Source organism: Candidatus Dormiibacterota bacterium, from assembly GCA_035635555.1.
GTDB lineage: Bacteria > Acidobacteriota > Polarisedimenticolia > Gp22-AA2 > Gp22-AA2 > Gp22-AA3.
Genome location: DASQAT010000001.1, coordinates 76,980 through 100,767, shown reverse-complemented (window position 1 = coordinate 100,767; position 23,788 = coordinate 76,980). Strand labels below are relative to the sequence as shown.

The window sequence follows — 23,788 nt, the reverse complement described above, 5'->3', positions numbered from 1 at the left end:
GGCGAGCCGGCCGGGGGGTGTCCGACGAACGTTCTCAACTGCCGTTGGTTTTCTTGTCGGCGAAGCGGACCCCGGCCTTGGAAAGCAGGCTGTCGAACACGGGCTGAGGCGATTTGCTGGTGAGGAAGCCGCCCGCCTTGTCGTTGTTCAGATAAGCCACGACCTGAAGACACTCGAAACAGATCACGAGGTCGACCATCTGGCCATGTTTCGACGCGCGGATTCCATGGCGCGGGTTGAAGCAAGAAGCCAGCATCCCGGATGTCTCGGCCTCTCCCTTGTTCAATGCGAAGAAGAGACGCCGCCGGTCATCCTCCGAAGTGATCACCGTCTTTCCGAGGATCTTGAATCCGTGGAAGCCCTTCGACGATGACCTCAGAGGGGCTTCGGGATCGAGAGAGAGCAGCTCGAGACGATCCGCCCCTGCCAGGACGGCGCGGGCGCCGGCTTTGATTCCGTCCAGTTCCGCGGCGCCCGCTTCGATGGCGGTGAACGTTCGAGACAGGGACGCCCTTCTGCCGGAAATCTGGTCGAGCACTTCGGCCTGCAGGGTATAAGCGCCGAGGGGGTCGTCCGGGCCGATGACGATGTCGAGCGTCCCTTCCCCGAATTCAGTCGCTCTCTCCCCGGTGGGTGCCGGCCGGGCCCACAGGGTGTTCGTCAGCGGCTCAATCCAGCTGCGTCCGCCGGGCGCCTCGACGGCGTAGCGGACCACTGCGTCGCAGCGGCCGTCCCCGCCGGAGGCGCAGCCCGTGAAGAATACCCCCGCCTGCAGGGGGATTCCCCGTTTGGCGGTGCTGCTGTCGCGATAGATGAGAACAAATCGTGGCCATCCTTCTGAAGCTGGAGCAACCGGCTGTTGCCTGATCAAATTCCACTGCTCAACGAGGTCATGCGCGTTGTCCGTCAGGATCAGCTCGGCCCCCAAGGAGCCGTCCCAGGTGCCGACGGGCCCGCCCGGTGACAACTTGATGTCGGACCGCAGCTGTGCCGCAGTTGCGACGTTCGCAAGAGTGAGAAATAGCACGGAAGAGGCTCGCAGACTGTTCACGGTTCGCCCTCACGGGTCCTGAATTTTGTCAGGGTGGCCGCAGTGGCCTTTATGGAAATGTGCGGTCAAGGCTCACCTGGGCGCAAGGAACTTGCGGGTACCGCCGCGGAGTCTGCTCAGCGGGTTAGACGCTCTGCAGCCACCGCTTTCCGTACAGCGCCAGCAGGATTCCGAACAGCGAAGCGCCGATCCCGAAGAAAATGATAGGCGTCGCCTCGAATCCGGCCAGGTTGAGCGGGCTGTCCTCGGGGCGCTGGGACGCGAGAATAACGGCGCCATTGACCTTGCTCACGAGGATCTGAACCGAATCGCCTTCCTTGAGGTCGTCCGCCGCTTTTGGTCCGGTCCGGATGACGGTCTGCTCTGCTGATGGACCGTCGGACCAGGAGACCGTGAGATCGAAGCGGGGTGGGACGCGGCTCGCTTCCCTGATGGACAGAACCTGGCCCGTGAGCTCCTTGGCGTTCTCATAGAGACGAAATCGCTTCGCGCCGTCGATGCTCACGTAGACCATGAAGACGCCGAAGATTGCGAAGAAGACCCCGCCGATCACCGGATGTTTCTTGACGAAGGAGATCAATGCGTGCATGTCGCTTCCCTCCTCAGCCGTTGACGTTCGTCATCCGCGGCAATATAGGGTCCAGGCGGCGGGAAGGGCAGGGCACACGGAACTCCAGGGCCTGTCCAGATTTCTGGACGGTATCATCTTCAATGCGCTGAATCGCGCGCCGGGTCCCGGCGAATGCGAGTGTGGTAGCATCGCGCCACATCGGGGCAAACCATAACGCTCCCGGGGAGGGATAATGAAAAGAGTGCTTCTGTTGGTCTTCGCCGTGTTCGTGACCACTTCGGTCCTGGCTCACCGCAGCCCTGTGCTCGCGTCAGGTAAGACCCACAACATGGCCGGCACGGTCGTCTCGGTCGACCCGGAAGGCAAGAAAATCACGTTCAAGGACGACACCGGCACGGACATGACCGTGCCGGTCCTCGACCAGGCCGTGGGCTCGCTGAAAACACTCAAGGCAGGGCAGAAGGTGACGTTGACCTGCCAGGACAACGACAATGGGGATCACGAAGGCGTGAGCGCCATCAAGGTGGCCAAGGCCACGAAGACGTCCAAGAAGAAGAAGTAGCAGTTCGGGATCCCGCTACATCAGGGGTGCCGGCCGAACTCTGAGCCGGCACCCCCCCTCAGTCCTCCTGCCGGCGCACATCATCCATCCCCTTGCGAGAGATTGCGGCTTGGATCAATAATGATGCAAATCTCTCACGGTACCAGCAATGAGGACGAGGCCATTCGCTGAGCTGTTGGGCGCGCTCCTGGGGGCGCTGGCGGTTCTGGCTCCGGGGCTGCAGGCCGCGACCATTCGTGTGACCAACCCCAACGACAGCGGGCCGGGATCCTTCCGGGATGCCATCACGGTCGCCTCGCGGGGGGACGAGATTCAATTTGACGCCGCTCTGGCCGGGCTGCCGATCGTCTTGACCGCGGGCGAATTGATGATCGACAAGGACCTCACGATCACGGGCCTGGGCCGGGATCAGACGATCGTCGATGGCAACCTCACAGGCCGTGTATTCAATGTCGCCTCGCCGGCGGTCGTGACGATCTCGATGCTGACGGTCAGAAACGGCTTGTTGCAACCGACGATCGTCCCCTGGCCATATGGCAAGCCGATTATTGAGGAGGGGGGCGGAATCTACAACAACGGCACGCTCACGCTGAACGACTCGACCGTGCGGTCCAACAAGGTCAGTGGCAAGACCTGTGATGAGAATAATTTTTGCTCCTACAGATTCCGTAACGACTCCGTCAAGGGTGGCGGGATCTTCAACAGCGGCACTCTCGTGCTGAACAACAGCGCCATCGAGCAAAACCAGGCTGATGGCGAGGACGCATACGGCGGGGGTATCTACAGCAACGGGCAGGTCACGATGGTCGGGACGACGATTTCCGGTAATTCCGGCCACGGTGACAGGGCCCACGGCCTGCAAGGGATCGCCCTGTTCAACGACACTTCCGGGACGATGGCTGTCGAGGACGGGCAGGTTACCGGCAATTCCTCCGGCGCCTCACAGGCCATTCACAATCTGGGTACCTTGACGCTGACACGCACGATAGTCGGTGGGAACGGGTACTGGCGGGGCGGCGGCCTGAACAATGAAGGCACGGCGACGGTTCTGCAGAGCACGGTGATGGCCAACTGGACCGGAGCGGGTGGGCAGCAATACGGCTTTGGCGGTGGGATCACAAATCGAGGTTCCCTGACACTGATCAGATCGACGGTCTCTGGTAACCAGGGGGAAGGCAACGGAGGCGCGGCAAACGGTGCCGGAACGCTGAGGATCGTCGACAGCACAATTGGCCGGAACGAAGGCTTCATGGGGGCGGGTGGACTCGGCGGCGCATATGCCGCCCCTGGGGCGACGACGATCGCGGCGAGCAGCACGATTGCGGGCAACGTCAGGGGCGGGGTCCGTTTCCCATCGGCCGGGATGCTCCTTCTCAAAAACAGCATCATCGCCGGGAACTTCACGGATGCAGCGCTATTGCCCGATGATTGTGAGGGGAGCATCACCTCGCTCGGCGGCAGCATCCTGGGCGAAAACCAAAACTGCCAGGGAATGAGCGATGGCCTGAGTGGTGATGTGGTTGGAATCGATTGGACGCAGTTCCTGGAGAGCCAGCCCTACTATGGCACTCCGATTCCGCTGCTGGCCGACAACCTCGGGCCCACCTACACCGTGGCCCTGCTGCCTGGCGGTCGTGCCGTCGACCACGTTCCCGCGGCTGCCTGCACGGACGAGCAGGGCCTTCCCATCACGACCGATCAGCGAGGGGTACCCAGGCCGCAGGGACCAGGCTGCGATGTCGGCGCCTTCGAGCTCTCCCAGCCCCGGGGCGCCGGTTTCTGGGCGCACCAGTGCAGCGATGACGGTTTTCACCAGATCGGTCCGTCGGACCTTCAAGCTTTGTTCGCGGAGGTAGGGAAGAGTTCGAGCGTCTTCCCGGAATGCGCTTCGATCAGTTGCGATGCCCTCCAGCCGCGGCTGCCCCGGAACGATATCAGGGCGAGAGCCGCGCTGACGCTCCTCGATGTCTGGCTCAATCTCGAGACGGGTCGTCTGACGCGAGGACGGCCTCTCGATCTCCCCCGCCTGACCAGCGCCAGCACCGTCAATGAGGCCCTCAGCCGGATCGAGCTCACGGTCTGCGATCCGAAAGCCAGTCGCGGTGATTTAGGCAATGCCAAGGACATCGCCGAGGCGCTCAATGGCGGCAGCGACGACATGGAGCTGGCGGCGCAGGCATCCACGATTTCTCTGACACCCGGTGCGACGGGCGCCATCACGCTGGGGCTGATCAACATGAGCCCGGACAGTCAAAACTACCAGGTGTCGGCGTCGGGCCCCTGGCCGGTCCGGTTGTCGACGAGCCGGATCAACGGCCTGGGGAGCGGTGATACGGCACTGCTTTCCGCCGGCATGACGGCTCCGATCGAGTCGGGGAACACGACCGCGCAGTTCCAGATCACCGCGACGGACCTTCTCAGCCTTGTCCCGCTGAGCCGTTCGGTCACCGTGACGCTGAAGGTCGCCGGAGCCGGGGGCTCTCCCGGAGGGGGTCGTCGGCGGCCGGTGAATTGAGCCGAGCGGTCAAAGGTCCTCGACCGCCAGCCCCTCACGGTATCATGTCGGTCCTGTAACACAACACACAGGGAGTCCTGACCATGGCGAACGAACCGAAAGCACCACCGCAGGGAATGATTCAAGTCGTCACGGGCGACGAGATGTCCCGTGGGCGGTACAGCAACAACATGCTGGTGTCCCACACGCCGGAGGAATTCATCATCGACTGGCTCCTGAACTCTCCCGCGGGGACGCACCTCGTGGCCCGGGTCGTCGTGACCCCGGGACACCTCAAGAGAATCATCGGTGCGCTCGAGGACAATCTCAAACGTTATGAGGCGAACTTTGGCGATGTGAGGTTGATCGAGCCCAAGGACCAGGTCTTTCATTGAGGTGAGGCGGGACAGAGGGGATGAGCGGGTCGCCGCGCCCGCCCGGGTGGCGTATAGTCCTCCTATCCCACGATGGAGGAGGCCATGAGAGTCGGAGTGCTCGGTTCGGGCGACGTTGCGAAGACTCTGGCGAGCGGATTCCTGAAGCATGGCCACGAAGTCGTGATGGGGACGCGCGAGCCGGCGAAGCTGAAGGAGTGGACGGGAAAGAATCCGAAGGGCCGGGTCGGTTCGTTCGCCGAGGCGGCGAAGACCGGCGAGATGGTCGTCCTGGCGGTGAAGGGGACGGCGAGCGCCGAGGCGCTGCGCGCGGCGGGTGCTTCGAATCTGTCGGGCAAGACGGTCGTCGACGTGACGAACCCGATCGCCGATGCGCCTCCGACGAACGGCGTCCTGAAGCTCTTCACCAGTCTCGACGAATCGCTCATGGAGAGGCTGCAGCGCGAGTTCGCAGGCGCGAAGCTCGTCAAGGCGTTCAACTCGGTGGGCAGCGCCTGCATGGTCAATCCCGAGTTCAAGGGCGGCCCCCCGACCATGTTCATCTGCGGCAACGACGCGGGGGCGAAGAAGACCGTCACCGGCATTCTGGAGCAGTTCGGCTGGGAGACGGCCGACATGGGGAAGGCCGAGGCCGCCCGCGCCATCGAGCCGCTGTGCATCCTCTGGTGCGTCCCCGGTTTCCTGCGGAACGACTGGACGCACGCTTTCAAGCTGCTGCGCAAATGACCGCGCCGCCTTTCACGAAGGAGTCGAGGTCACGATGATCAGAAGATTGCTTTCGTCCGTCGCTCTCGTCGCCGGCGCCGTCGCGCTCGCGGCGGCCGCACCGGCAGGCCCCGCCGCCGGGCTCCCGGCGGCCGGGACGCCCGCTCCCGACTTCACTCTCACCACGAATGAAGGAAAGCAGACGAGCCTGAAGGACTACCGTGGAAAGTGGGTCGTGCTCTACTTCTACCCCAAGGACTTCACGAGCGGCTGCACGCTCGAGGCGCACAACTTTCAGCGCGACCTGGCGAAGTACGAACAGACCGGAGCCGTGATCCTCGGCGTCAGCGTCGACAGCGCCGATTCGCACAAGGGGTTCTGCGCCAAGGAGGGTCTCAACTTCACGCTGCTCTCGGACCCGGACGCGAAGGTCACGGCGGCGTACGGCTCGGCGATGGAGTACAAGGGCTCGAAGCTGGCGGCGCGGAACACGTTCATCATCGATCCGGAGGGGAAGATCGCCAAGGTGTACACCCAGGTGGACCCCGCCGCGCACAGCGACGAGGTGCTCGCGGCGCTCGCCGGCCTGCAGAAGCACTGATGTGACCCTGATCCAGACGGGAGGTCTGTCATGCATGTGCTGAGAGGAGGACGTTTTCCGCTCGTCACCCTGTTCGTCGTGACCGCCGCCCTCGCTGCGCCCCCGCCGCCCGCTCCCGCGCCGCCGGTCGCGACGTCGGCAGCGGTGACGTCTCTCCTCCTCCCCGGCGCTCCGGCGGATGGCGTCGCCCTCGACTACCTGGTCGTGGATCGGGCCCGGCACCGCGTCTGGGTCCCCGCGGGCGGGACCGGCAGCGCCGACGTGATCGACACGCGCACGCAGGCGATCAGCCGGGTCGAGAAATTCCCGGTCGCGGATGTGGAGCGCAACGGGAAGAAGCGCAAGGTTGGACCCAGCTCGGCGACGGTGGGGGATGGTGTCGTGTACGTGGGGGACCGCGCCGATTCGAGCGTGTGCGCGGTAGACGCGGTGACGCTGGAGCGCCGCGGCTGCGCGACTCTCGCCTCGATGCCCGACGGTGTGGCGTTCGTCGCCGCCACGAAGGAGGTCTGGGTCACGACCCCCCGGGATCAATCGATCGTCATCCTCGATGTGAAGACCCCCGGCGCGCCGAAGACCGCCGGCCGCATCACGCTGGACGGCGATCCGGAAGGCTATGCCGTGGACGACGCTCACGGGTTCTTCTACACGAACCTCGAGGACAAGGATCGAACCCTGCGGATCTCGACCCAGACGCGCAAGGTGACTGCGACCTGGATGCCGGCCTGCGGCGAGGAAGGACCGAGGGGCCTCGCCCTTTCCGAGGACGGCCGCTTCCTCATGGTGGCCTGCACCGACCATGTCGAGGCCCTGGCCGCCTCGGCGGATGGTCGCATCCTCTCGAGAGTGGAGACGGGGGCGGGCGTCGACAATCTCGACTTCCTGCCGGCGCAAAGGACGGTGTACGCCGCGGCGGCCGGCGCGGCGACGCTCACCGTCGCCCGTCTGGACGAAGAAGGCACGCTGCTGCGGATCTCCTCGAGCCCGACCGCCAAGGGAGCGCGCAACGCCGTCGTCACCGACGAAGGGGTCGCGTACGTCGCGGACGGGCCGGAGGGGAAGATCCTCGTGGTCCGTCCGGCCGGCTAGGGATCAGGACCGCTCTTCGCTCGACGGCCGCTCGCTCTCCAGCGGATGCCAGCCCGGCAACGTCAGCTCGAAGCACGCTTCCTCGTCGGGCCCCGACACGCAGCGGACGTCGCCGCCGTGCAAACGGGCGATGTGACGGGCGAGGGGAAGCCCGAGCCCGTGCCCGGCGAACGCGACCCGGGCCTCGGGGCCGCGGTAGAAACGCTCGAACAGATGTTCCGCCTCGCCGCGCGGGATCCGGGTCCCCGGGCTGGTGACCGTCAGCCGGACCGAAGCGCCGTCTCCATTGACCACGACTCGCGGGGCCCGGCCGGGCTGAGAGAACTTGCGCGCGTTGTCGAGCAGGTTCTCCACGGCGATCCCGAGCAGCGCCTCGTCCCCCCGCACGAGGGATTCGTCCGGGGCCTCGATCAGAGGCGGCGCCGTCCCCGCGAACACGCGCCGCGCCGCGACCGCGGCCACATCCGAAACGTTCACCGCCTCGCCGGCCGGGATCCCGGAGGCGGCATCCCGCGCCAGGACCAGGAGCGAGTCGACGAGCCGCACCACCCGGTCGATCTCCTCGGTCAGATCGCGCAGCTCCGCGGACGCGGCGCCGGCTTCGGCGCAGGCTCGCTCGGCGTGCAGCCGGATCCGGGTCAAGGGCGTGCGCAGCTCGTGCGCGGCGTTCGCCGCGAACTCCACCTCGCGCGCCATTGCCCGGCGCAGCCGCTCCCACAGACCGCGGAACGAGGCCTCCAGCTGGGCCACCTCCAGGACATCCGGCGGCGGGCCCTGCGGCAGGGGATCGAACGGCCGCGCCGCGGCGATGCGATCCCGGAACTCGAGGAGCGGACGCGCGGCGCGCCGCCCGACGACGCGGCCGGTGAGCAGCGCGAGCACCACGCAGACCGGGGCGGAGAGAAGCAGCGACCAGCCGAAGATGCGGAGCCCCTCAGCGAGCCGCTCGCGCGGCGCGGCCACGAGAAGGATCAGACCGCCCGAGAGCGAGCGGGTCTCGACGAGCCACGCCTCGCGCGCCGTCGCGCCGGATCCTGCGGGAGGACCGAGCGGAGATCCCGGAGGGCTCGATGCGACCAGGACCGACCCGCGCCAGACTTCCGCGCGCTGCCCCGCGGTCACGCTCTCCCGGAGCGCCTCCGCGACCGCCGCGTCCAGCGTGCCCCCTTCCTCGGCCGACTCGCGCTCGACCGCCCCCGCCAGTCCGGCCGCCAGATCGCGCAGCGCGCCGCGCTCGTGCGCCTCCCAGAGACCCCGGGCGATCAGAGTCGCCGTGGCGGCCCCGGCCAGGGCGGTGGCCAGCGCCACGAATACGGTCCCCCGCAGCACGCGCGTGGTCAGCGAGCGGGCGCTCATGTCGTCTTTCCCCCGGGACCGCCGGCCAAGGCGTAGCCGAAGCCGCGAACCGTGCGGATGAGGGACTCCTTGTCCCCCCGCTCGAGCTTCCGGCGCACGCGGGCGACGATCACCTCCAGGCTCGCCGCCGTCTCCGGCGTGGACTCTCCCCAGATCTCCTCCAGGAGATCGGCGCGCGACACGGCGTGACCGCGGGCCCAGGCGAGCCTCTCGAGCACGTCGATCTCGCGCCGCGTCAGCGGGACCTCGGTCTTCCCGACGAAGGCCTGGCGGCGGCCGAAGTCGAGAGTCACCGGGCCCAGCCGCAGCACCTGCCGCCGCTCCGGGTCGGCCCCACGGCGCAGGAGCGCCCGCAGACGCGCGCGCAGCTCCGACAGGGCGAACGGCTTCCCGAGATAATCGTCCGCCCCCGCGTCGAGTCCCTTGACGCGAGACGAGACGTCCGTGCGCGCCGTCAGCATCAGGACAGGGACGCGCACGCCGGCGGCGCGCCAGGCGCGGCACAGATCGAATCCGCTCCCGTCCGGCAGCCCGACGTCGAGGACCACGGCGGCGATTTCGCCGCCCGCGAGGGCACGGGTCCCGGCCTCGCCGCGATCGACGCTCGTCACGTGGTGGCCATCGTCGGCGAGGACCCGCCCCACGGCCTCGCGTGTCTCGGCGTCGTCTTCGACGAGCAGGATGCGCCGCCCGCCTCCGGGGCTCATGGAGCGCCGGAGCCCGGCGCCTGCTCCCCGATGTGTCGCAGGAAGAACCCGGCCAGGGCAGGCAGCATGTACAGGGTGGCGATGGTCGAGAACAGGAGTCCGCCGATGACGGCGACCGCCAGCGGCCGCTGCAGCTCGGAACCCGCCCCGAGCGACAGCGCCAGCGGCAGGAGCCCGAAGATGGTGCAGAGCGTCGTCATCAGGATGGGCCGCAGCCTGCGTCGTCCCGCCCCCGAGAGCGCCACCGGCAGCGGCAGACCATCCCTGAGACGCTCAAGCGCGATGTCGATCAAGAGGACCCCGTTTTTGACGACCAGGCCGACCAGGAGCACGAGACCCATCAAAGAGGATACGTTAAGCGGGACCCCCGCGACCGCCAGGAACAGAAGCCCTCCCGCGAGGGCCGGGGGGACCGCCAGCAGCACCAGGAGCGCCGCGCGACCGGCGCGGAACTGCGCCACGAGGACGGCGAAGACGGCGAGGATGCCGAGGACCAGGACGACCACCAGCTGCTGGAACGCGCGGGCCTGGCTCTCCGCCCGGCCACCGACCTCGATCCGGTAGCCGGGAGGGAGGACCATGTCGTGAAGCCGTCTTCGGACCTCCTTCACGAGCCCTCCCAGGTCCCCCCCTTCCACGTCCCCCGTCGCCACGGCGGCGGGGCTCAGGTTCTCCCGCAGCAGGACGCTCGCCCCCTTGTCCTCGACCACGCGGGCGAGGGAGGAGATCGGCGCCGCGGACGGTCCGAGCGCCAGGGGCCACGTGGCCAGGGCCTCGGCGCGGAAGCGCACGGCGTCGGGGAACCGGACGCGCACCGGGACGAGCCGATCCAGACGCGGCACCGACCCGACCTCGGACCCGCGCAGGGCGGTGGCCAGGTCCTCGCCGACCTCCGCGGGACTCAACCCGGCGCGCTGCGCGGCATCCCCCTGCAGGGCATAGCGCAGGACCGGCACCTCCCCCTCGACGCCGCGGTAGTAGTCCACGAGGTGCGGCGTGTCCTGGAGGCGTCGCTCGACCTCGTCGGCGAATCGCGACAGGACGGACTGATCCTGACCCACGATCCGGACCTCGAGAGGGCGCGGGTTCCCCGCGAGATCGTTCAGGACGTCCTCGAGGATCTGCACGAACTCGACGCGCACGCCGGGCAGCTCGTGCTCGACGCGTCCGCGCACCTCGTCCATCACGTCCTCGGCGGGAGAACGCATCCCGCGCGGTTTGAGAAGGACCGCGATGTCGCCGCGGTTGAGCTGCGTGGCGGTCACGGGACCGAGCTCGGCTCCCGTCCTGCGGCTCCAGTTTGATATGCCGGGCGTCTGGCCGAGGATCGACTCGATGCGCAGGGCCGCGGCGTCGGTGGCCTCGAGGGAGGTTCCGGCGGGCAGGAAGTAGTCCAGGACGAAGGCCCCCTCGTCCATCTCCGGCAGGAAGCCCGACGGGATCCGTGTGGCGATGAAAGCGCCCAGGAGGACCAGGGCGCAGGCGCCGGCGGCCATCGCCGCGGGACGGTGGAGGGCCCGGCGCAGGGTCCTGGCGTACCGGGCGCCGAGCCCCCTGCCGGACACCGCGCGCGCCGCCGGGCGCGGGCGCAGGAAATGGCCGGCGATGAGGGGCAGCACGAACACGGCGAAGAAGAGCGAGATCAGCACGGCCGAGACGAGCGTCAGAGCCAGCGCCGCGAAGAAGCTCCCGACGATGCCCGACAGGAAGGCCAGGGGAACGAAGACGACGACCGTCGTCACGGTCGTCCCGACCACGGGGGCGGTCATCTCCCGCAGGCCGCCGCGGACGGCGAGTTCAGGGGCCTCCCCCTCGTCGATCCGGCGCGTGATCGCCTCCACGACCACGATGGCGTCGTCGATCACCAGGCCGATCGCGACCGCCATCCCGCCCAGGGACATGAGGTTCAGCGTCTGCCCGGTGAGCCGGATGGCGAGGAAGGTCACGAGAAGCGTCACGGGGACGGAGAGCGCCGCCAGGATTCCCGCTCGGACATTCCGCAGAAAGAAGGCCAGGACGCCGATGGTGAGGAGAATGCCGATCACGATGGCGTCGCGGATGCCGAGGATCGATTCGCGAATCAGCTCCCCCTGGTTGTAGACCTGCACCAGGCGGATCGCCTCGGGCAGGCGGAGCGCCGCGGCGATCTCCTGGACCTCGCGCACGACGTCCGGGGCCGACGCTCCGACCACGCGGGAGACGCTGATCTGGACGGCGTCCCCCTCGGGGGCGTGGACCGCGAGCGTCCGGTCCGGGGCGCCGTCGAAGACCTGCGCCACTTCTCCAAGGGCGACGGATCCGTTGGGACCGGCGGCCACCGGAATGCGGCTCAGGTCGGCGGGGTCCGACACCCGGGTCTCGGCCACGATCGTCACCAGCTGCCGGTCCTGGTCGAATCGCCCCACGGCCCGCCGCACGATGGCGTTCCCCACCCGCTGCGCCAGGAGGGACGGTCGCAAGCGGAGGGTCGCGAGGCGGGCGGGGTCCACGACCACCTCGACTTCGCGCGGATCGCCGCCGACGACCTCGACCCTGCCCACGCCGGGGGCGCGCGAGAAGGCCGGGCGCACGATGAAATCGGCCGCCTCCCGGCGGCTGGTGGCGGTGCCGCCGATCAGATTGAACGAGAGGATCGGGAAGTCGGCCGGAGTGATCTTCTGGGACTCGATTTCGGTGTCGGGCGGGATCTGGCTGCGCGCCTCGCTGATGGCGGCGTCGGCGAGCTGGAGGGAACGCCACATGTCCGTCCCCTCCGCGAACTGCAGGGCGATCTCGGCGGCGCCCCGGATGATCCGCGTGCGGATCCGCCGCACGCCTATCACCGTCGCGAGGGACTGCTCGAGCGGCCGCACCACGGACGCCTGCATCTGCTCGGGGGGCATGTCCCCCGAGCGGGCCACCACGACGATGCGGGGGAATTCGACCTCGGGATAGATGCCCGAGCCGAGGCCCCAGAGCGACAGGCCTCCCGCGAACATCAGCCCGATCGTCAGCGTCAGGGTGAGCGTCCGGTATCGATCGAGTCCCGAGTAGAGATCGCCGCCGCTCACGGACGTTCCTTCAGGTCCATGCCGTCGGCGAGCCCGACCGGATCGTCCACGACGACCGTCTCGTCGGGGGACAGACCGGAGAGGATCTCGACCCGGTCCTTGTCGGAGAAGCCGGTCGTCACCTTGCGCACCACCGCCTTTCCGTTCAGCGCGACGACCACCTCGGCGGCCTGTCCTTCCCCGCGTCGGAGCGCGCGCGCCGGCACGGTCGTGGCGCGCTCGTGGCGGCCGACCGCGATACGCACCTCGACGCCCAGGCCGAGTGGAAGGGAGGGAGCGGCGCCGTCGAAGGCAAGCCGGATCTCCCCCGAGCCGGTCGTGGCCTCCACGGCACGGGCGACGCGGAGCACATGGGCCGGGATCGCTCTGTCCGGCGAGCCCGTGGCCACGACCTCCGCGGGCTCGTCCGCCTGGATCCTGGACAGCGAATCCCCCGTCGCTTCCGCGGCGACCTGCGCGCCCAGGGCGGACGCGACCTGGACGACCGGCGTCGACGGCGTTCCGTCGACGGAGTCTCCGGGCCTGCGGAAGACGTGCACGACCACCCCGTCGAACGGGGCGAGCAGGTCCGCCCACCCGCGCCGCCGGCGGGCGGTCGCCAGGAGGGAGGACGCCTCGGCGAGCGCGGCGTCGGCGGACACCGCGGCCGACTGGTCGGCCTCGGCGTCCTGACGGGAGGCGACCCCCTTGTCCACGAGCGACAGCGTGCGCGCCGCGGCGCTCTTCCGGTACGCGGCCTCCGCCTCCGCCCGGCGCTGCGCCGCTTCGGCGGCGCGCACGACGTCGTCCAGGGAAGCGGGCTCGACACGCGCCACGACAGTGCCGGCCTTGACGCTCTGCCCCTCGCGCACCGGGACGACCAGCAGGGCGCCGGCGACCAGGGGGGCGAGCGTCGCGTCCCGGTCCGGGGGCGGGACGATGCGCCCGTACAGCCGGATCCAATCGGTGATCGTGCCGGTCTCGGCGCGCGCCGTCCTGACGAATGCGGCGCGGTCGGCGGGAGGCTCCGTCTCCCGCGCGCAGGCGATCAGACCGAGCAGGGGGACCAGCGCCGCGGCGGCCGGGGTCGGTCTCACGGGCCGTCCCGTGCGGTCGCACGCAGGAGATCGGCGTGGGCCGTGCCCCAAGCCTCGTAGGCGTCCGCCCGGGCCGCCTCGGTGTCGGAGAGGAGGCGCTCGGCATCCAGCAGACGGAAGACGTCCACCTTCCCCTCGCGATAGGCGAGCCGTGTCAGATCGGCGGCCTGGCGCGCCGCGGGCAGGACGTCGTGATCGATCGCTTCGAACCGCAGCCGCGCCGCGCGCGTCGCCCCCCAGGCGGTCTCGGCGGCGACTGCGGCAAGGCGCCGCGCCTGCTCCAGGAGCGCGGCCTGTTGGTCGCGCTCGCCGGCGGCGACGGCCGCGGATGCGGAGCCTGCGATCGGGATGGCGAGGCTCACCCCCGCGAAGGTGTTGGTCCCCTCCTGCGTCGGGTCGCTCCAGTCGGCCCCGACGTTGAGGCCGAGACTCGGCGCACGCAGACGGCGCGCCAGCTTCCATTGAGCGGCAGCGGCCTCCGCCGCGGCCGCCTGGACCCGGACCTCGGGAGCGCCCTCGCGCGCGCGCGCCACGGCCTCCTCGAGCGATGTCTCCGGCTCCGGCTCGGGAAGGGGTCCCGATGTCGTCGCCGTGGAACCGGGCGGGAGGCCCATCAGCGTGGCCAGAGTCGAGCCCGCGGTCCGGAGCCCCTCATCGGCGGACGTGCGGTCGGAGACCGCGAGCGCCGCCTCGGCGTCCGCGCGGACCTGCTCGAGGCGCGCGACGCGCCCTTCGCTATAGAGAGCCGCGACGGCATCGGCATTGCGGTGTGCGCGGGTTTCTCTATCCGCCGCCGCCGCGGCGCGCTGCCGGGCCGCGGCGAGGCTGAACCAGGCCGCCCGCAGCTCCCGACGTGCGGTCGACAGCGCCTCGTCGCGACTCCGCCCGGCGGTGCGCAGGCGCGCCGTCGCAGCTTCGATCCTCGGCCCCCTCCCGGGCCACGGCAGGGGGACCAGGACCGAGGCGGATTCCCGGGCGGTGATCGAGTTGGTGGTCATCGAGAGCTCGAGATCGGGAATCGTGCGCGCCACGCGGACCGCCGCCTCGGCGGCCGCCTCGCCGGCGCGCGCCGCGATGATCTCCGGTGCCCCGTCGGCGCTGGCGACCGCCTCCTGGAGCGTGACGGAGCGTGCGGCCTGGTCGTCGGCAACGGTCAAAGTCCCGGGCATTTCGAGCACCATCTGGATCGCCGCCGCCAGGAGGATTGTCCCGCACCGTGCCGGTCGCCTCGTGATCAGGATGGACTCCTTACAGGTGGTGTGCTGCGCGGGGATGCGCGGGCCGCACATCGCCCGACAGCAGGATGGAATCTAATCGTCGAGCCTGAACGGGGCCTTAACGGAAAGAGCAGGGCGGGCCGGCACGCGTAGGGTCGTTTTCTTCCATCCCTACATGCTTCCCCGGATGGCCATCCCGCTTCGCGCCTCTTAGGATCCGCCGCGTCACCGACAACGAACAGAACCCACTTGGTTGGAGGAAGGGCATGAAGCGTATCTCCCTGCCGTGGGGAAGCGTCTTAATCGAGGCCGATTCCCCCCGCCGGTACGAGTTGCTGCTCGAGTCCATGGACGATTCACTGCGGCGACGCTGCTACCTGCGTCTGGACTTCGACCCCGGTGAATGGACGCTCACCCTGAAACCGCACGAGTTTGTGGTGTGCGACGCGTGCGGCCAGGAGAATGGCTGCGTCAACTCACGGGAGAATCTGTCGTGCGGCTGTCGCGAGCGGCGCGAACTCACCGTGATCGCGCATCTCCCCGGCCGAGAGACGGCGATCCAGCCGCGTGGGGATACCCGAAGCGAGCGCGGAGGCATCGTGCAGGTCGCCGCATGGGGCAAATCTCGGAGACAGGGCTGACGCAGACGCCTGAGCGGGTCGGCTCGGATCGGCGCCGCCGCCGTGCACGACCTGGGAGCACCTGTCGCTCTCTTATACGTCGATCAGGCCGCGGCGGATGGCGTAGCGGACGAGTCCGGCGGCATGGTGGATGTCGAGCTTCGACATGATCTGCGTCCGGTGCGACTCGGCGGTCTTCGGGCTCACCCCCAGAAGGACGGCGATGTCCTTCGTGGTCTTCCCTTCGGCGACGAGCTGCAGGACTTGGCGCTCGCGCGGGCTCAGGGGATCGGGAGGTAAGTCCGCATTGGTGAGGTAGGCCTCGACGACGACCCGCGACACGCCGGGGCTCAGATAGACCGCCCCGCGCGCGACCTCTCGGATCGCCTGGATGAGATCGAGGGCCGCCTGGATCTTCAGGACGTAGCCGCTGATCCCGTTCCGCAAAGCCTCCAGGACAAACGCGTCTTCCGTGTGCATGGTGAGGAGGATCACCCTGGTCCGGGGAGATGCCCGGCGGATCTCACGCGCAGCGTCCAGCCCGTTGAGGCCCGGCATCACCAGGTCGAGGATCGCGACGTCGGGATGGACCCGCCCGGCTACGCGGACCGCCTCGAGCCCGTCGCCGGCCTCGCCCACGATCCTGAACCCCTCGTTCTCCAGCATCGCCCTCAAACCCTGACGCACCATTTGATGGTCGTCAGCGAGAAGAACCTGGATCGGCATCGTGCACCCCTTTCGGGCGCAGGTGGCGGCCATCGAGGCCCATCAGAGGAAAATATACGAATACCTGCTGCGCAGCCATCGGATCATCACCTGAGACGGGCGGAGCAAAAGCCCTACATCGTCCACCGGAGCGCCATCCTCGTTGCCACCATCGCCCTCAAACCTTCGCCCCTCGTCTTGACGACGACGGGCGCATCGGTATAGCGTCACTCCTATAAACAGGCGACCCATGAACGAGACGGAGCCCGGCAGGAGCGGCGAACATCGAAAACGCCGGACGTCGCGCCGGAACCCGAGGCCGTCGTCGCCCCTGAGGGCCCAGGCGGCCGACGCGACGCCCGATCCGGCGCGAGAGCCATTTCCGATCGTCGGCATCGGGGCGTCGGCGGGTGGGCTCGAGGCGGTCACCGAGCTCCTCAGGCACCTCCCGACCGACACCGGCATGGCCTTCGTGTTCGTCCAGCACCTGGACCCGACGCACGAGAGCCTTCTCGGCGCGTTGCTCGCCAAGACAACCACGATGCCGGTGGTCCAGGTCACCGAGGGCAGCATCGTCCAGCCGAACCACGTCTACGTGATCCCTCCCAACGTGGACATGACGATATCGGCAGGCATTCTGCGCCTCAAGCCCCGCAGCGAGGTCCGCGGCCAGCACATGCCCGTCGATGGCTTCCTGCGCTCACTGGCCCGGGACCAGAAGAGCAGGGCGATCGGGATCATCCTCTCCGGGACGGCCTCGGACGGCGCGGCCGGGATGAGGGAAATCAAGGCCGAGGGAGGGATCACGTTCGCCCAGAGCGAGGACTCGGCACGGCACGGCGGCATGCCGCACAGCGCGGTCGCCGCGGGAGCCGTCGATTTCATTATGCCCCCCGAGCGCATCGCCCTGGAGCTTTCGCGTATCGTGCGCCATCCGTACGTGCGTGCCACAGCGCCGGTGGGGGAGGATTTGCTCGAGGAGAACAAGGGCGTCCTCGACCGCATCTTCCTCGCCCTGCGCCGCGCGTCCGGCGTCAATTTCGCGCTCTACAAGAAGAACACCATCCAGCGCCGTATCAAGAGGCGGATGGTCCTGCACCGGATGGAGCGGCTGGAGGACTATCTGTCGTTCATGAAAGACAAACCCCAGGAGGTCCAGGAGCTCTACGAGGATCTCCTCATCGACGTGACCGGCTTCTTCAGGGATCCGGAGGCGTTCGAGGCCCTCAAGACCATAGTCTTCCCCAACATCCTCAGGTCCCGGACGGAGGAAGAGTCTATACGCGCCTGGGTGCCGGGATGCTCGACCGGAGAGGAGGCGTACTCCATCGCCATCGGCCTGACGGATTTCCTTGGCGACAGGATGCCCGGTGTCGCGGTCCAAATCTTCGCCACCGACGTGAGCGAATCGGCGATCGAGGCGGCCCGCTCCGGGATCTATCGGGAGAACATTCTCACGGACGTGCCGCCCGATCGCCTGCGTCGCTTCTTCACGAAGGTGGATCGCGGCTATCAGGTCAGCAAGTCGATCCGTGACCTGTGCATCTTCGCGAGACAGGATCTGACCCGGGACCCGCCCTTCTCCAGGCTCGACCTCATCAGCTGCCGCAACGTGCTCATCTACCTCCAGACGGAGCTGCAGAAGCAGGTGATGCCGATCTTTCACTATGCCCTGAAGCCGACCGGGTTTCTCTGGCTCGGGAGCTCGGAGTCCATCGGCAGCTTCGCCGAGCTGTTCACCCCCGTGGATCACAGGCACCGGATCTACGCCAGGAGGGCGACCCCCTCGCGCCTGAACTTGAGCTTCGTCTCCAACGAATACGCCCTCGTCAAGGCGGACACCGGCGAGGCCGTCGCGCGCGCCGGCCGGGGCCCGGACCTGTTCCGGGAGGCCGATCGGGTGGTGATGGCCCGGTATGCCCCGGCGAGCGTCCTGATCAACGAGAACCTGGACATCCTGCAGTTTCGAGGCCAGACGGGTGGCTATCTGGATCCGGCGCCCGGCCAGGCGAGCCTCAATCTCCTGCGCATGGCCCGCGAGGGTCTGGCGCTCCACCTCCGCGCCGCGGTTCAGAAGGCCAGGAAGCGGGACGAGCCGACTCGCATCGAGGGGATCGCCCTCCGGAGAGACGGGAAGTCCAGAACGATCGGCATCGAGGTGATCCCGCTCAAGCTCCAGCCGTCGGCGCAACGCTTCTTCCTGGTGACCTTCGAAGAGGCGCCGGGGTCGAGGCCGGCGGGGATCGTCAAGAAGGCGCCCCGGGAGACGAGGTCAGCCCAGGATCGCGGGGCGGCACGTCTCAGGAGGGAACTGGCGGCCGCCCGTGACTACCTCCAGGCGATCATCGAAGAGCAGGAGGCCACCAACGAGGAACTGAAATCCGCCAATGAGGAAATCCTCTCCGCCAACGAGGAGCTGCAGAGCACGAACGAGGAGCTGCAGACCTCGAAGGAAGAGATCCAATCGGCGAACGAAGAGCTCAGCACGCTCAACGAGGAGCTGCAGAACAGAAACACGGAGCTGGGCCAGACCAACAACGACCTGACCAACGTGCTCAACAGCGTCAACATCGCCATGGTGATACTGGGGCCCGACCTCCGGATCCGCCGCTTCACCCCCATGGCCGAGAAGATGTTGAACCTGATCCCCGGCGACGTGGGGCGGCGGATCACCGACATCAAGCCAAACGTCGCCGTACCCGACCTTGAAGGTTTGATCGTCGAAGTCATGGATTCGGTCAGCGTCCGCGAGCGCGCCGTGCAGGACCGCGAGGGACGCTGGTACTCGTTGCGCATCCGTCCCTACAAGACAACCGACAACAGGATCCACGGCGCCGTTCTGGCGTTCGTGGACATCGACGACCTGGAACGCAGCCTGCAAAGGATTCAGGAGTCCGAGAATCTCGCCCAGGCGATCGTCGAGACGGTCCGTGAGGGGCTCCTGGTCCTCGACCGGGACCTCCGGGTGAAAATGGCCAACCGGACGTTCTACGAGATGTTCCAGGTCCCGGCCGGCGAGACCGAGGGCCGTCACCTCCACGAGCTGGGGCGGGGCCAATGGAACATACCCCACGTCCTCGAGAAGCTCCGGGGCGTGACCGTCGCCAACACCGGGTTCGAAGATCTCGAAATGACGGCCGAGTTCCCCGGTCTCGGGCGAAAGACGGTGGTGATCTCCGCCCGCGGAGTCGAACGGGGCGGCGACCTGACGAACACGATGCTTCTCGCCGTACGGGACATCAGCCGGCGCAAGCGGACCGAGCTGATCGTGAAGGAGCTGTCCGGACGACTCCTGCAGCTGCGCGACGAGGAGCAGCGGCGGATCGCCCGGGAGCTGCACGACAGCACCGCCCAGAGCCTGTCGGCCCTGGCGATGAACCTGGCGCTGGCGGAGAAATACTCCGAGGACCTGCCGCCGCAGGCGCGCGCGGCGCTCGCGGAGAGCCGGTCCCTGGCGGAAGGGTGCGCGCGCGAGCTTCATGATCTCGCCGCCCTCCTTCACCCGCCGCTCCTGGACGAAATCGGCCTGCTCTCGGCCGTGAAGTGGTTCGCGGACACTTTCGCCCGGCGCACCGGCATCCAGGTGAAACTCGAGAGCTCGATCGAGCCGGGGATGCTGCCGATCGAGATCAGAACGACGCTGTTCCGCATCGTCCAGGAGAGCCTGACCAACATCCAGAGGCACTCGGGGAGCTCGAGCGCGTGGGTCCGGATCGAGCGCGTTCCCTTCGGCGTCGAGGTGTCGGTGCGTGATGAGGGCCGCGGTATCCAGGATCAGGGGCATTCCGTCGATTCGATGCCGGCCGGCGTGGGCATCATCGGAATGCAGGAGCGTGTGAGACAGGTCGGGGGGGTGCTCGACATCGCGTCCGGGCCAGGGGGCACCACCGTCAAGGTGCGTATTCCGCTGACGGCGGACGCCTCGTGACCCCGTCCGTCAGGAAGGAGCGTGAGGTGGGATCTCTTCGCATCCTTGTCGTGGACGACCACGAGGTCGTCCGACGCGGTGTGAAGGCTTTGATCGAGAGCCATCCCGACTGGCGGGTGTGCGGCGAGACGGGGGACGGCCGGGAGGCGGTCCTTAAGGCGAAGGAGCTCCAGCCCGATGTGGTCGTCCTCGACGTTACGATGCCCGGATTGAACGGCCTCGACGCGACCCGCCAGATCCGGAATGTGGCGCCGAAGACCGAGGTGCTCGTCCTGACCATGCATACCTCCGAGGACCTCGCGCGAGAGGTCCTGTCTGCAGGAGCGCGGGGCTACATCCTGAAATCGGACGCGGGGCGCGACCTGGTGAACGCCGTCGAGTCCGTCGCCCGGCACAAGCCGTTTCTCACCTCCCGGATCGCGGAATTGGTTCTGGACTCGTTCCTGCAGTCGGCGCCGAAGGACGGGCGACCCGCGGCGGTCCGCGAGCTGACCGATCGCGAGCGCGAGGTCGTGCTGCTCCTTGCGGACGGCAAGACCAACAAGGAGGTCGCGGGCCGCCTCAACATCAGCAAGAAGACGGCGGAGACGCATCGCGCCAATATCATGCGCAAGCTCCGCCTCGACAGCCTCAGCGGGCTCGTCCGCTACGCGATCCGCAACCACCTGGCGGAGCCCTGATCCTCCGCGTCCGAGGGCCCGCCGCTCCCTGATCCGTCCCGCCGCCGCAGCGCAGCCCGCTCCCTCCGGCTCTCCCTCCTACATGGGATTTCCCCAGAAACTGCGGATCAATCCGGATTTGCCGGGTAGCGCCAGAGAGGTAAACAGGATGCGCATCGGGGGTGCCGCCTTTGACGGACAGGGCGCACGCAATGAACCATTATGATCCCGCATTGCAGGATCACCGCGTAGGGTGCATCTACTGCCACGGCGTGTTCGATCTGTTCGCAGCTGCCTGGTGCAACCACCTCGGTTCTTCCCACCTGTCGAAGATGTGTCCGCACTGCGCGCACTGTCTCTGCGACCATCCGATGTACGGGAATGCCGATCTGTGGAAGGACGCCCCGGCAGCGTTCCAGAGGCAAGGGTTCCGGAGACTGTTCGTGCTCTACCTGTGAAGAGGTCCGCTCGCCGTCCTCTTCGGCCCGGCACCCGTCAACGCTGCTACCACGGGAAATATCTCATCATCACATCGTGGTCGCCGGCGGGAACGGGGACCGCGCGGAAGGCGTAATCGGCCCTTATGATCGGCGCCGCCCGGCCGTCCACCGTCGCGGACCATCCGGGAACCAGGGCGTCGTTCAGCACCAGGTATCCGCCCGCGCCGGTCACATGGATCGCCAGCTCGCTCCCCGTGTCTCTGTGGATGATGGCCGTGCGCGCCCCGGCAGGGGAGCCGGGCCCGGCTTCGCCGGCGGCTGGTCCCGGAGACGCCGCCGGGATTGCGTCGGCCTGCTCGATCAGCGTCGTGCGGAAGAACAGGTCATCGGGACCGCGCCGGACCGCCTCGATGAAGCCGGCGTTGTCGCGGTATACGGTGGCGGCCGGCACGACGCGGGCCCGGGGAACGGCCAGGAGGTTCCGGAACACGCGCAGGGGGCGTTCCATGCGTCCCGGCTGGACCGCGACCGCACGCAGGCGCGCGTCGCTCAACGGTCTGTGCGTGGCCAGGTGCGTGGCGCCGGCGGCGCCGAGGAGCATCAGCTTCTCCCGCAGCGGCGCTTTGTCGAGCAGGTAACCGAGCCGGGCGTAATGGAGGGTGGTGAAGACCTCGATGTCGATGTTGAACGCCAGATCGATGCTGTAGCTCGCGGCCGCATACACCTGAAGAGTCTGTCGCTGCCACTGGAAAAAATCGATCGCGGTGAGCGGCGGATCGACGAATACGTCGTCGACACTCCAGGGCTCTTCGATGTACAGACGATTGTGCCCCTCCGGATCGTCCAGCACCGCGCGCGCCGCGGCAGGGACCACGCGATAGAAGCTCTCCGGGGCGACCGGAGCCAGGCGCGGGTTCGCCTGCGCCAGGTCGGCGGTCACGAGGACGGCCGCCACCCAGCCCAGGACGGCGGCCGCCCGGGGTCGCCCGCCCCATTTCGCCCGAGCGCGAAGCGCGAGGGCCGCGAAGAGTCCAAGCAGCGGCAAGGCCGAGCGGGTCGAGCCCTGCACCAGGGCGGTGCGGACCAGCCGGGTCAGCGGGTCGATCTCATGCGCATACTGCGGCGGGAGCAGCGCCAGGCCCGCGAAGACACGGTCGAGGCCTGCCGTTGCCGCCGAGGCCACGAGCGCGGCGATCGCCAGGACGGCGAGCGTGATCGACACGACAGCCGTCGAGAGGCGCCGCTCACCGGACGCGGGCGCGGCCGTGAACACCCCCACCCCCCGCCCCGCCATGAGCGCCACGCCCAGCATGGCGGGCGCCAGCCACTTCACGGGATGACGCAGGGCATCGCCGCCGGGCAGACGCACGAGGATGTGGTAGAACGGCCCGTATCGTCCCAGCGCCAGGAGGAGGAGGATCCCCATCCAGAGTTGAAGCAGACGCTCCCGCCGCCTGGACCCGATCGCTCCCGCGGCGGCCAGGGCGATCACCAGGCCGCCGAGATAGAGTCCGGCGAACAGCTCGTGGTCTCTGCCCGGAACCAGGGCCTTGCCCCAGAAGCCGGGAAGCCCGCGCAGAGTGGGATCGCCGAAGGCTCCAGGCACGAGGAACCCGAGGATTTCCAGGGGATGCAAGGACCACTGCAGGATCCCCTCGTCCTGGAAACCGGCGGCGCGCACCGAGGCGGGTAAATAGCGGAGCGTGGCGGCCAGAGCCGGCGAGGCCAGGACGACGCCCCCGGCGACCCCGCCGAGGAGCGCACCCAACCCGCGACGCCGTGAGCCCCGCTCCTCCCCCCAGCCCTCGCATTGAAGAATCGCCAGAAGTCCCACGCCCGCCAGGATGACGAACGGCTCCCCCGCCAGAATCATCATCGCGAGCACGAAGGCCAGGAACAGCGCCGCCACGACTCTCCCGCGCGGCGCGAGGCGCAGCCGCTCGCCCGCCAGCACCAGCCACGGAAGCCAGGCGGTTGTCCACGCGATGGCCAGCGAGGCGATGGCCGACACACTGAGCCCGCAGAAACCGAAAGCGACCGCCGTCACCCAGGCGCCCGCCGGTTCAATTCTCCAGAGGCGGGCCAGGAACCAGGCGCCGATCGCTCCCCAGAGTATGTGGGCGAGCGCCAGAAGCGTCAGCAGGCGCGCGACCGACCAACGAGTCGCGAGGCGGAACAGGATATTGGGCGGATAAAGAGCCGCGTGCAGCGGATTGGCGAGGACCGGTGATCCGTTTCCGAACCGCGAAGTCCACAAGAGCGACCCGCCGGGCGGCGTGCCCCGGGCCTCGATTCCTTGACGCAGGGCCGACCGCTGCGGCTCGAACACCTGGCTGAAGTCGGAGTCGACGAACACTCCCCCGGCCAGCGCCTGGTAAAAGACCAGCGCCGTGAGGAGGACGAGCGCCGCCACCGCAAGCGGAGCGGTCCACGCTGATGCGGGCCGCGGAGAATCCTGCCGATCCAGTGCGGAATGGTCAGCGGGTCGGGGTGACGTCATGCGTTCGTTCAGGATCATCGGCCGTCCTCCGGGCCGGCCGGGCGGATTGTAGCGCACTCCGT

At 68.2% G+C, this 23,788-nt stretch carries 19 protein-coding genes; 10 read left to right on the top strand and 9 right to left on the bottom strand.

From position 1 onward, the window contains the following. Positions 1-34: 34 nt before the first annotated feature. Together VEW47_00390 and VEW47_00385 are read right to left on the bottom strand one after the other, a co-directional pair. A complete protein-coding gene (locus tag VEW47_00390) occupies positions 35-1,051 on the bottom strand; it encodes a hypothetical protein (protein ID HYS03626.1) in 1,017 nt (338 codons plus the stop codon). Positions 1,052-1,175: 124 nt separating this feature from the next. Further along, entirely contained in the window at positions 1,176-1,640 is a 465-nt protein-coding gene (locus tag VEW47_00385; protein HYS03625.1) for a hypothetical protein, read from the bottom strand. A gap of 214 nt (positions 1,641-1,854) precedes the next feature. On the opposite strand from VEW47_00385, the gene VEW47_00380 reads away from it, so the two are divergent. The 6 genes from VEW47_00380 to VEW47_00355 all read left to right on the top strand — a co-directional run bounded on the left by VEW47_00380 (position 1,855) and on the right by VEW47_00355 (position 7,468). After that, the gene (locus tag VEW47_00380) at positions 1,855-2,184 is read left to right on the top strand and encodes a hypothetical protein (protein ID HYS03624.1); all 330 of its coding nucleotides are present in this window, start codon (positions 1,855-1,857) and stop codon (positions 2,182-2,184) included. Between the two features lie 175 nt (positions 2,185-2,359). Next, positions 2,360-4,699 carry a choice-of-anchor Q domain-containing protein gene (locus VEW47_00375; protein ID HYS03623.1) on the top strand — a complete coding sequence of 780 codons (2,340 nt, stop codon included), beginning with the start codon at positions 2,360-2,362 and terminating at the stop codon, positions 4,697-4,699. Between the two features lie 83 nt (positions 4,700-4,782). Further along, positions 4,783-5,073, top strand: coding sequence for a DUF3467 domain-containing protein (locus VEW47_00370; protein ID HYS03622.1), 291 nt, complete (start codon positions 4,783-4,785; stop codon positions 5,071-5,073). Positions 5,074-5,157: 84 nt separating this feature from the next. Further along, positions 5,158-5,799 carry an NAD(P)-binding domain-containing protein gene (locus VEW47_00365; GenBank protein ID HYS03621.1) on the top strand — a complete coding sequence of 214 codons (642 nt, stop codon included), beginning with the start codon at positions 5,158-5,160 and terminating at the stop codon, positions 5,797-5,799. A gap of 34 nt (positions 5,800-5,833) precedes the next feature. After that, positions 5,834-6,379, top strand: coding sequence for a peroxiredoxin (locus VEW47_00360; GenBank protein ID HYS03620.1), 546 nt, complete (start codon positions 5,834-5,836; stop codon positions 6,377-6,379). A gap of 30 nt (positions 6,380-6,409) precedes the next feature. Continuing rightward, positions 6,410-7,468 carry a PQQ-binding-like beta-propeller repeat protein gene (locus VEW47_00355; protein ID HYS03619.1) on the top strand — a complete coding sequence of 353 codons (1,059 nt, stop codon included), beginning with the start codon at positions 6,410-6,412 and terminating at the stop codon, positions 7,466-7,468. Between the two features lie 3 nt (positions 7,469-7,471). Here VEW47_00355 and VEW47_00350 read toward each other — a convergent pair whose 3' ends face one another. Genes VEW47_00350 through VEW47_00330 form a run of 5 tightly spaced genes read right to left on the bottom strand, consistent with a single transcriptional unit; the run spans position 7,472 to position 14,946 of the window. Then, positions 7,472-8,824, bottom strand: coding sequence for a HAMP domain-containing sensor histidine kinase (locus VEW47_00350; GenBank protein ID HYS03618.1), 1,353 nt, complete (start codon positions 8,822-8,824; stop codon positions 7,472-7,474). Then, on the bottom strand, positions 8,821-9,531 hold the full coding sequence (locus VEW47_00345; GenBank protein ID HYS03617.1) for a response regulator transcription factor: 711 nt from the start codon (positions 9,529-9,531) through the stop codon (positions 8,821-8,823). The genes VEW47_00350 and VEW47_00345 overlap by 4 nt, the downstream gene beginning before the upstream one ends. Then, positions 9,528-12,581: an efflux RND transporter permease subunit gene (locus VEW47_00340; protein HYS03616.1), complete on the bottom strand. Its 3,054-nt coding sequence runs from the start codon at positions 12,579-12,581 to the stop codon at positions 9,528-9,530. The genes VEW47_00345 and VEW47_00340 overlap by 4 nt, the downstream gene beginning before the upstream one ends. Continuing rightward, complete coding sequence (locus VEW47_00335; protein ID HYS03615.1) at positions 12,578-13,657, bottom strand: efflux RND transporter periplasmic adaptor subunit; 1,080 nt, start codon at positions 13,655-13,657, stop codon at positions 12,578-12,580. The genes VEW47_00340 and VEW47_00335 overlap by 4 nt, the downstream gene beginning before the upstream one ends. Further along, the gene (locus tag VEW47_00330; protein ID HYS03614.1) at positions 13,654-14,946 is read right to left on the bottom strand and encodes a TolC family protein; all 1,293 of its coding nucleotides are present in this window, start codon (positions 14,944-14,946) and stop codon (positions 13,654-13,656) included. Before VEW47_00330 ends, VEW47_00335 begins: the two co-directional genes overlap by 4 nt. A 194-nt stretch (positions 14,947-15,140) precedes the next feature. On the opposite strand from VEW47_00330, the gene VEW47_00325 reads away from it, so the two are divergent. Further along, a complete protein-coding gene (locus VEW47_00325; protein HYS03613.1) occupies positions 15,141-15,515 on the top strand; it encodes a hypothetical protein in 375 nt (124 codons plus the stop codon). A 72-nt stretch (positions 15,516-15,587) separates the two neighbouring features. Here the strand turns inward: VEW47_00325 and VEW47_00320 are convergent, their stop codons facing one another. Continuing rightward, positions 15,588-16,253: a response regulator transcription factor gene (locus tag VEW47_00320; protein ID HYS03612.1), complete on the bottom strand. Its 666-nt coding sequence runs from the start codon at positions 16,251-16,253 to the stop codon at positions 15,588-15,590. A 196-nt stretch (positions 16,254-16,449) separates the two neighbouring features. Between VEW47_00320 and VEW47_00315 the strand changes: the two genes are divergently transcribed. The 3 genes from VEW47_00315 to VEW47_00305 all read left to right on the top strand — a co-directional run bounded on the left by VEW47_00315 (position 16,450) and on the right by VEW47_00305 (position 21,244). After that, on the top strand, positions 16,450-20,127 hold the full coding sequence (locus VEW47_00315) for a chemotaxis protein CheB (protein ID HYS03611.1): 3,678 nt from the start codon (positions 16,450-16,452) through the stop codon (positions 20,125-20,127). A gap of 26 nt (positions 20,128-20,153) precedes the next feature. Then, complete coding sequence (locus VEW47_00310) at positions 20,154-20,807, top strand: response regulator transcription factor (GenBank protein HYS03610.1); 654 nt, start codon at positions 20,154-20,156, stop codon at positions 20,805-20,807. A 191-nt stretch (positions 20,808-20,998) separates the two neighbouring features. Beyond that, entirely contained in the window at positions 20,999-21,244 is a 246-nt protein-coding gene (locus VEW47_00305; GenBank protein HYS03609.1) for a hypothetical protein, read from the top strand. Positions 21,245-21,290: 46 nt separating this feature from the next. Here VEW47_00305 and VEW47_00300 read toward each other — a convergent pair whose 3' ends face one another. Further along, complete coding sequence (locus tag VEW47_00300) at positions 21,291-23,639, bottom strand: YfhO family protein (protein ID HYS03608.1); 2,349 nt, start codon at positions 23,637-23,639, stop codon at positions 21,291-21,293. Positions 23,640-23,788: the final 149 nt, after the last annotated feature.

Excerpts from the sequence above, each read along its gene's own strand:
- VEW47_00355 (HYS03619.1), top strand. The coding sequence starts at position 6,410 with ATGCATGTGCTGAGAGGAGGACGTTTTCCGCTCGTCACCCTGTTCGTC.
- VEW47_00315 (HYS03611.1), top strand. The coding sequence starts at position 16,450 with ATGAACGAGACGGAGCCCGGCAGGAGCGGCGAACATCGAAAACGCCGG.
- VEW47_00330 (HYS03614.1), bottom strand. The coding sequence starts at position 14,946 with ATGTGCGGCCCGCGCATCCCCGCGCAGCACACCACCTGTAAGGAGTCC.
- VEW47_00345 (HYS03617.1), bottom strand. The coding sequence starts at position 9,531 with ATGAGCCCCGGAGGCGGGCGGCGCATCCTGCTCGTCGAAGACGACGCC.
- VEW47_00320 (HYS03612.1), bottom strand. The coding sequence starts at position 16,253 with ATGGCCGCCACCTGCGCCCGAAAGGGGTGCACGATGCCGATCCAGGTT.
- VEW47_00365 (HYS03621.1), top strand. The coding sequence starts at position 5,158 with ATGAGAGTCGGAGTGCTCGGTTCGGGCGACGTTGCGAAGACTCTGGCG.
- VEW47_00350 (HYS03618.1), bottom strand. The coding sequence starts at position 8,824 with ATGAGCGCCCGCTCGCTGACCACGCGCGTGCTGCGGGGGACCGTATTC.
- VEW47_00360 (HYS03620.1), top strand. The coding sequence starts at position 5,834 with ATGATCAGAAGATTGCTTTCGTCCGTCGCTCTCGTCGCCGGCGCCGTC.
- VEW47_00370 (HYS03622.1), top strand. The coding sequence starts at position 4,783 with ATGGCGAACGAACCGAAAGCACCACCGCAGGGAATGATTCAAGTCGTC.
- VEW47_00305 (HYS03609.1), top strand. The coding sequence starts at position 20,999 with ATGAACCATTATGATCCCGCATTGCAGGATCACCGCGTAGGGTGCATC.
- VEW47_00325 (HYS03613.1), top strand. The coding sequence starts at position 15,141 with ATGAAGCGTATCTCCCTGCCGTGGGGAAGCGTCTTAATCGAGGCCGAT.
- VEW47_00380 (HYS03624.1), top strand. The coding sequence starts at position 1,855 with ATGAAAAGAGTGCTTCTGTTGGTCTTCGCCGTGTTCGTGACCACTTCG.
- VEW47_00385 (HYS03625.1), bottom strand. The coding sequence starts at position 1,640 with ATGCACGCATTGATCTCCTTCGTCAAGAAACATCCGGTGATCGGCGGG.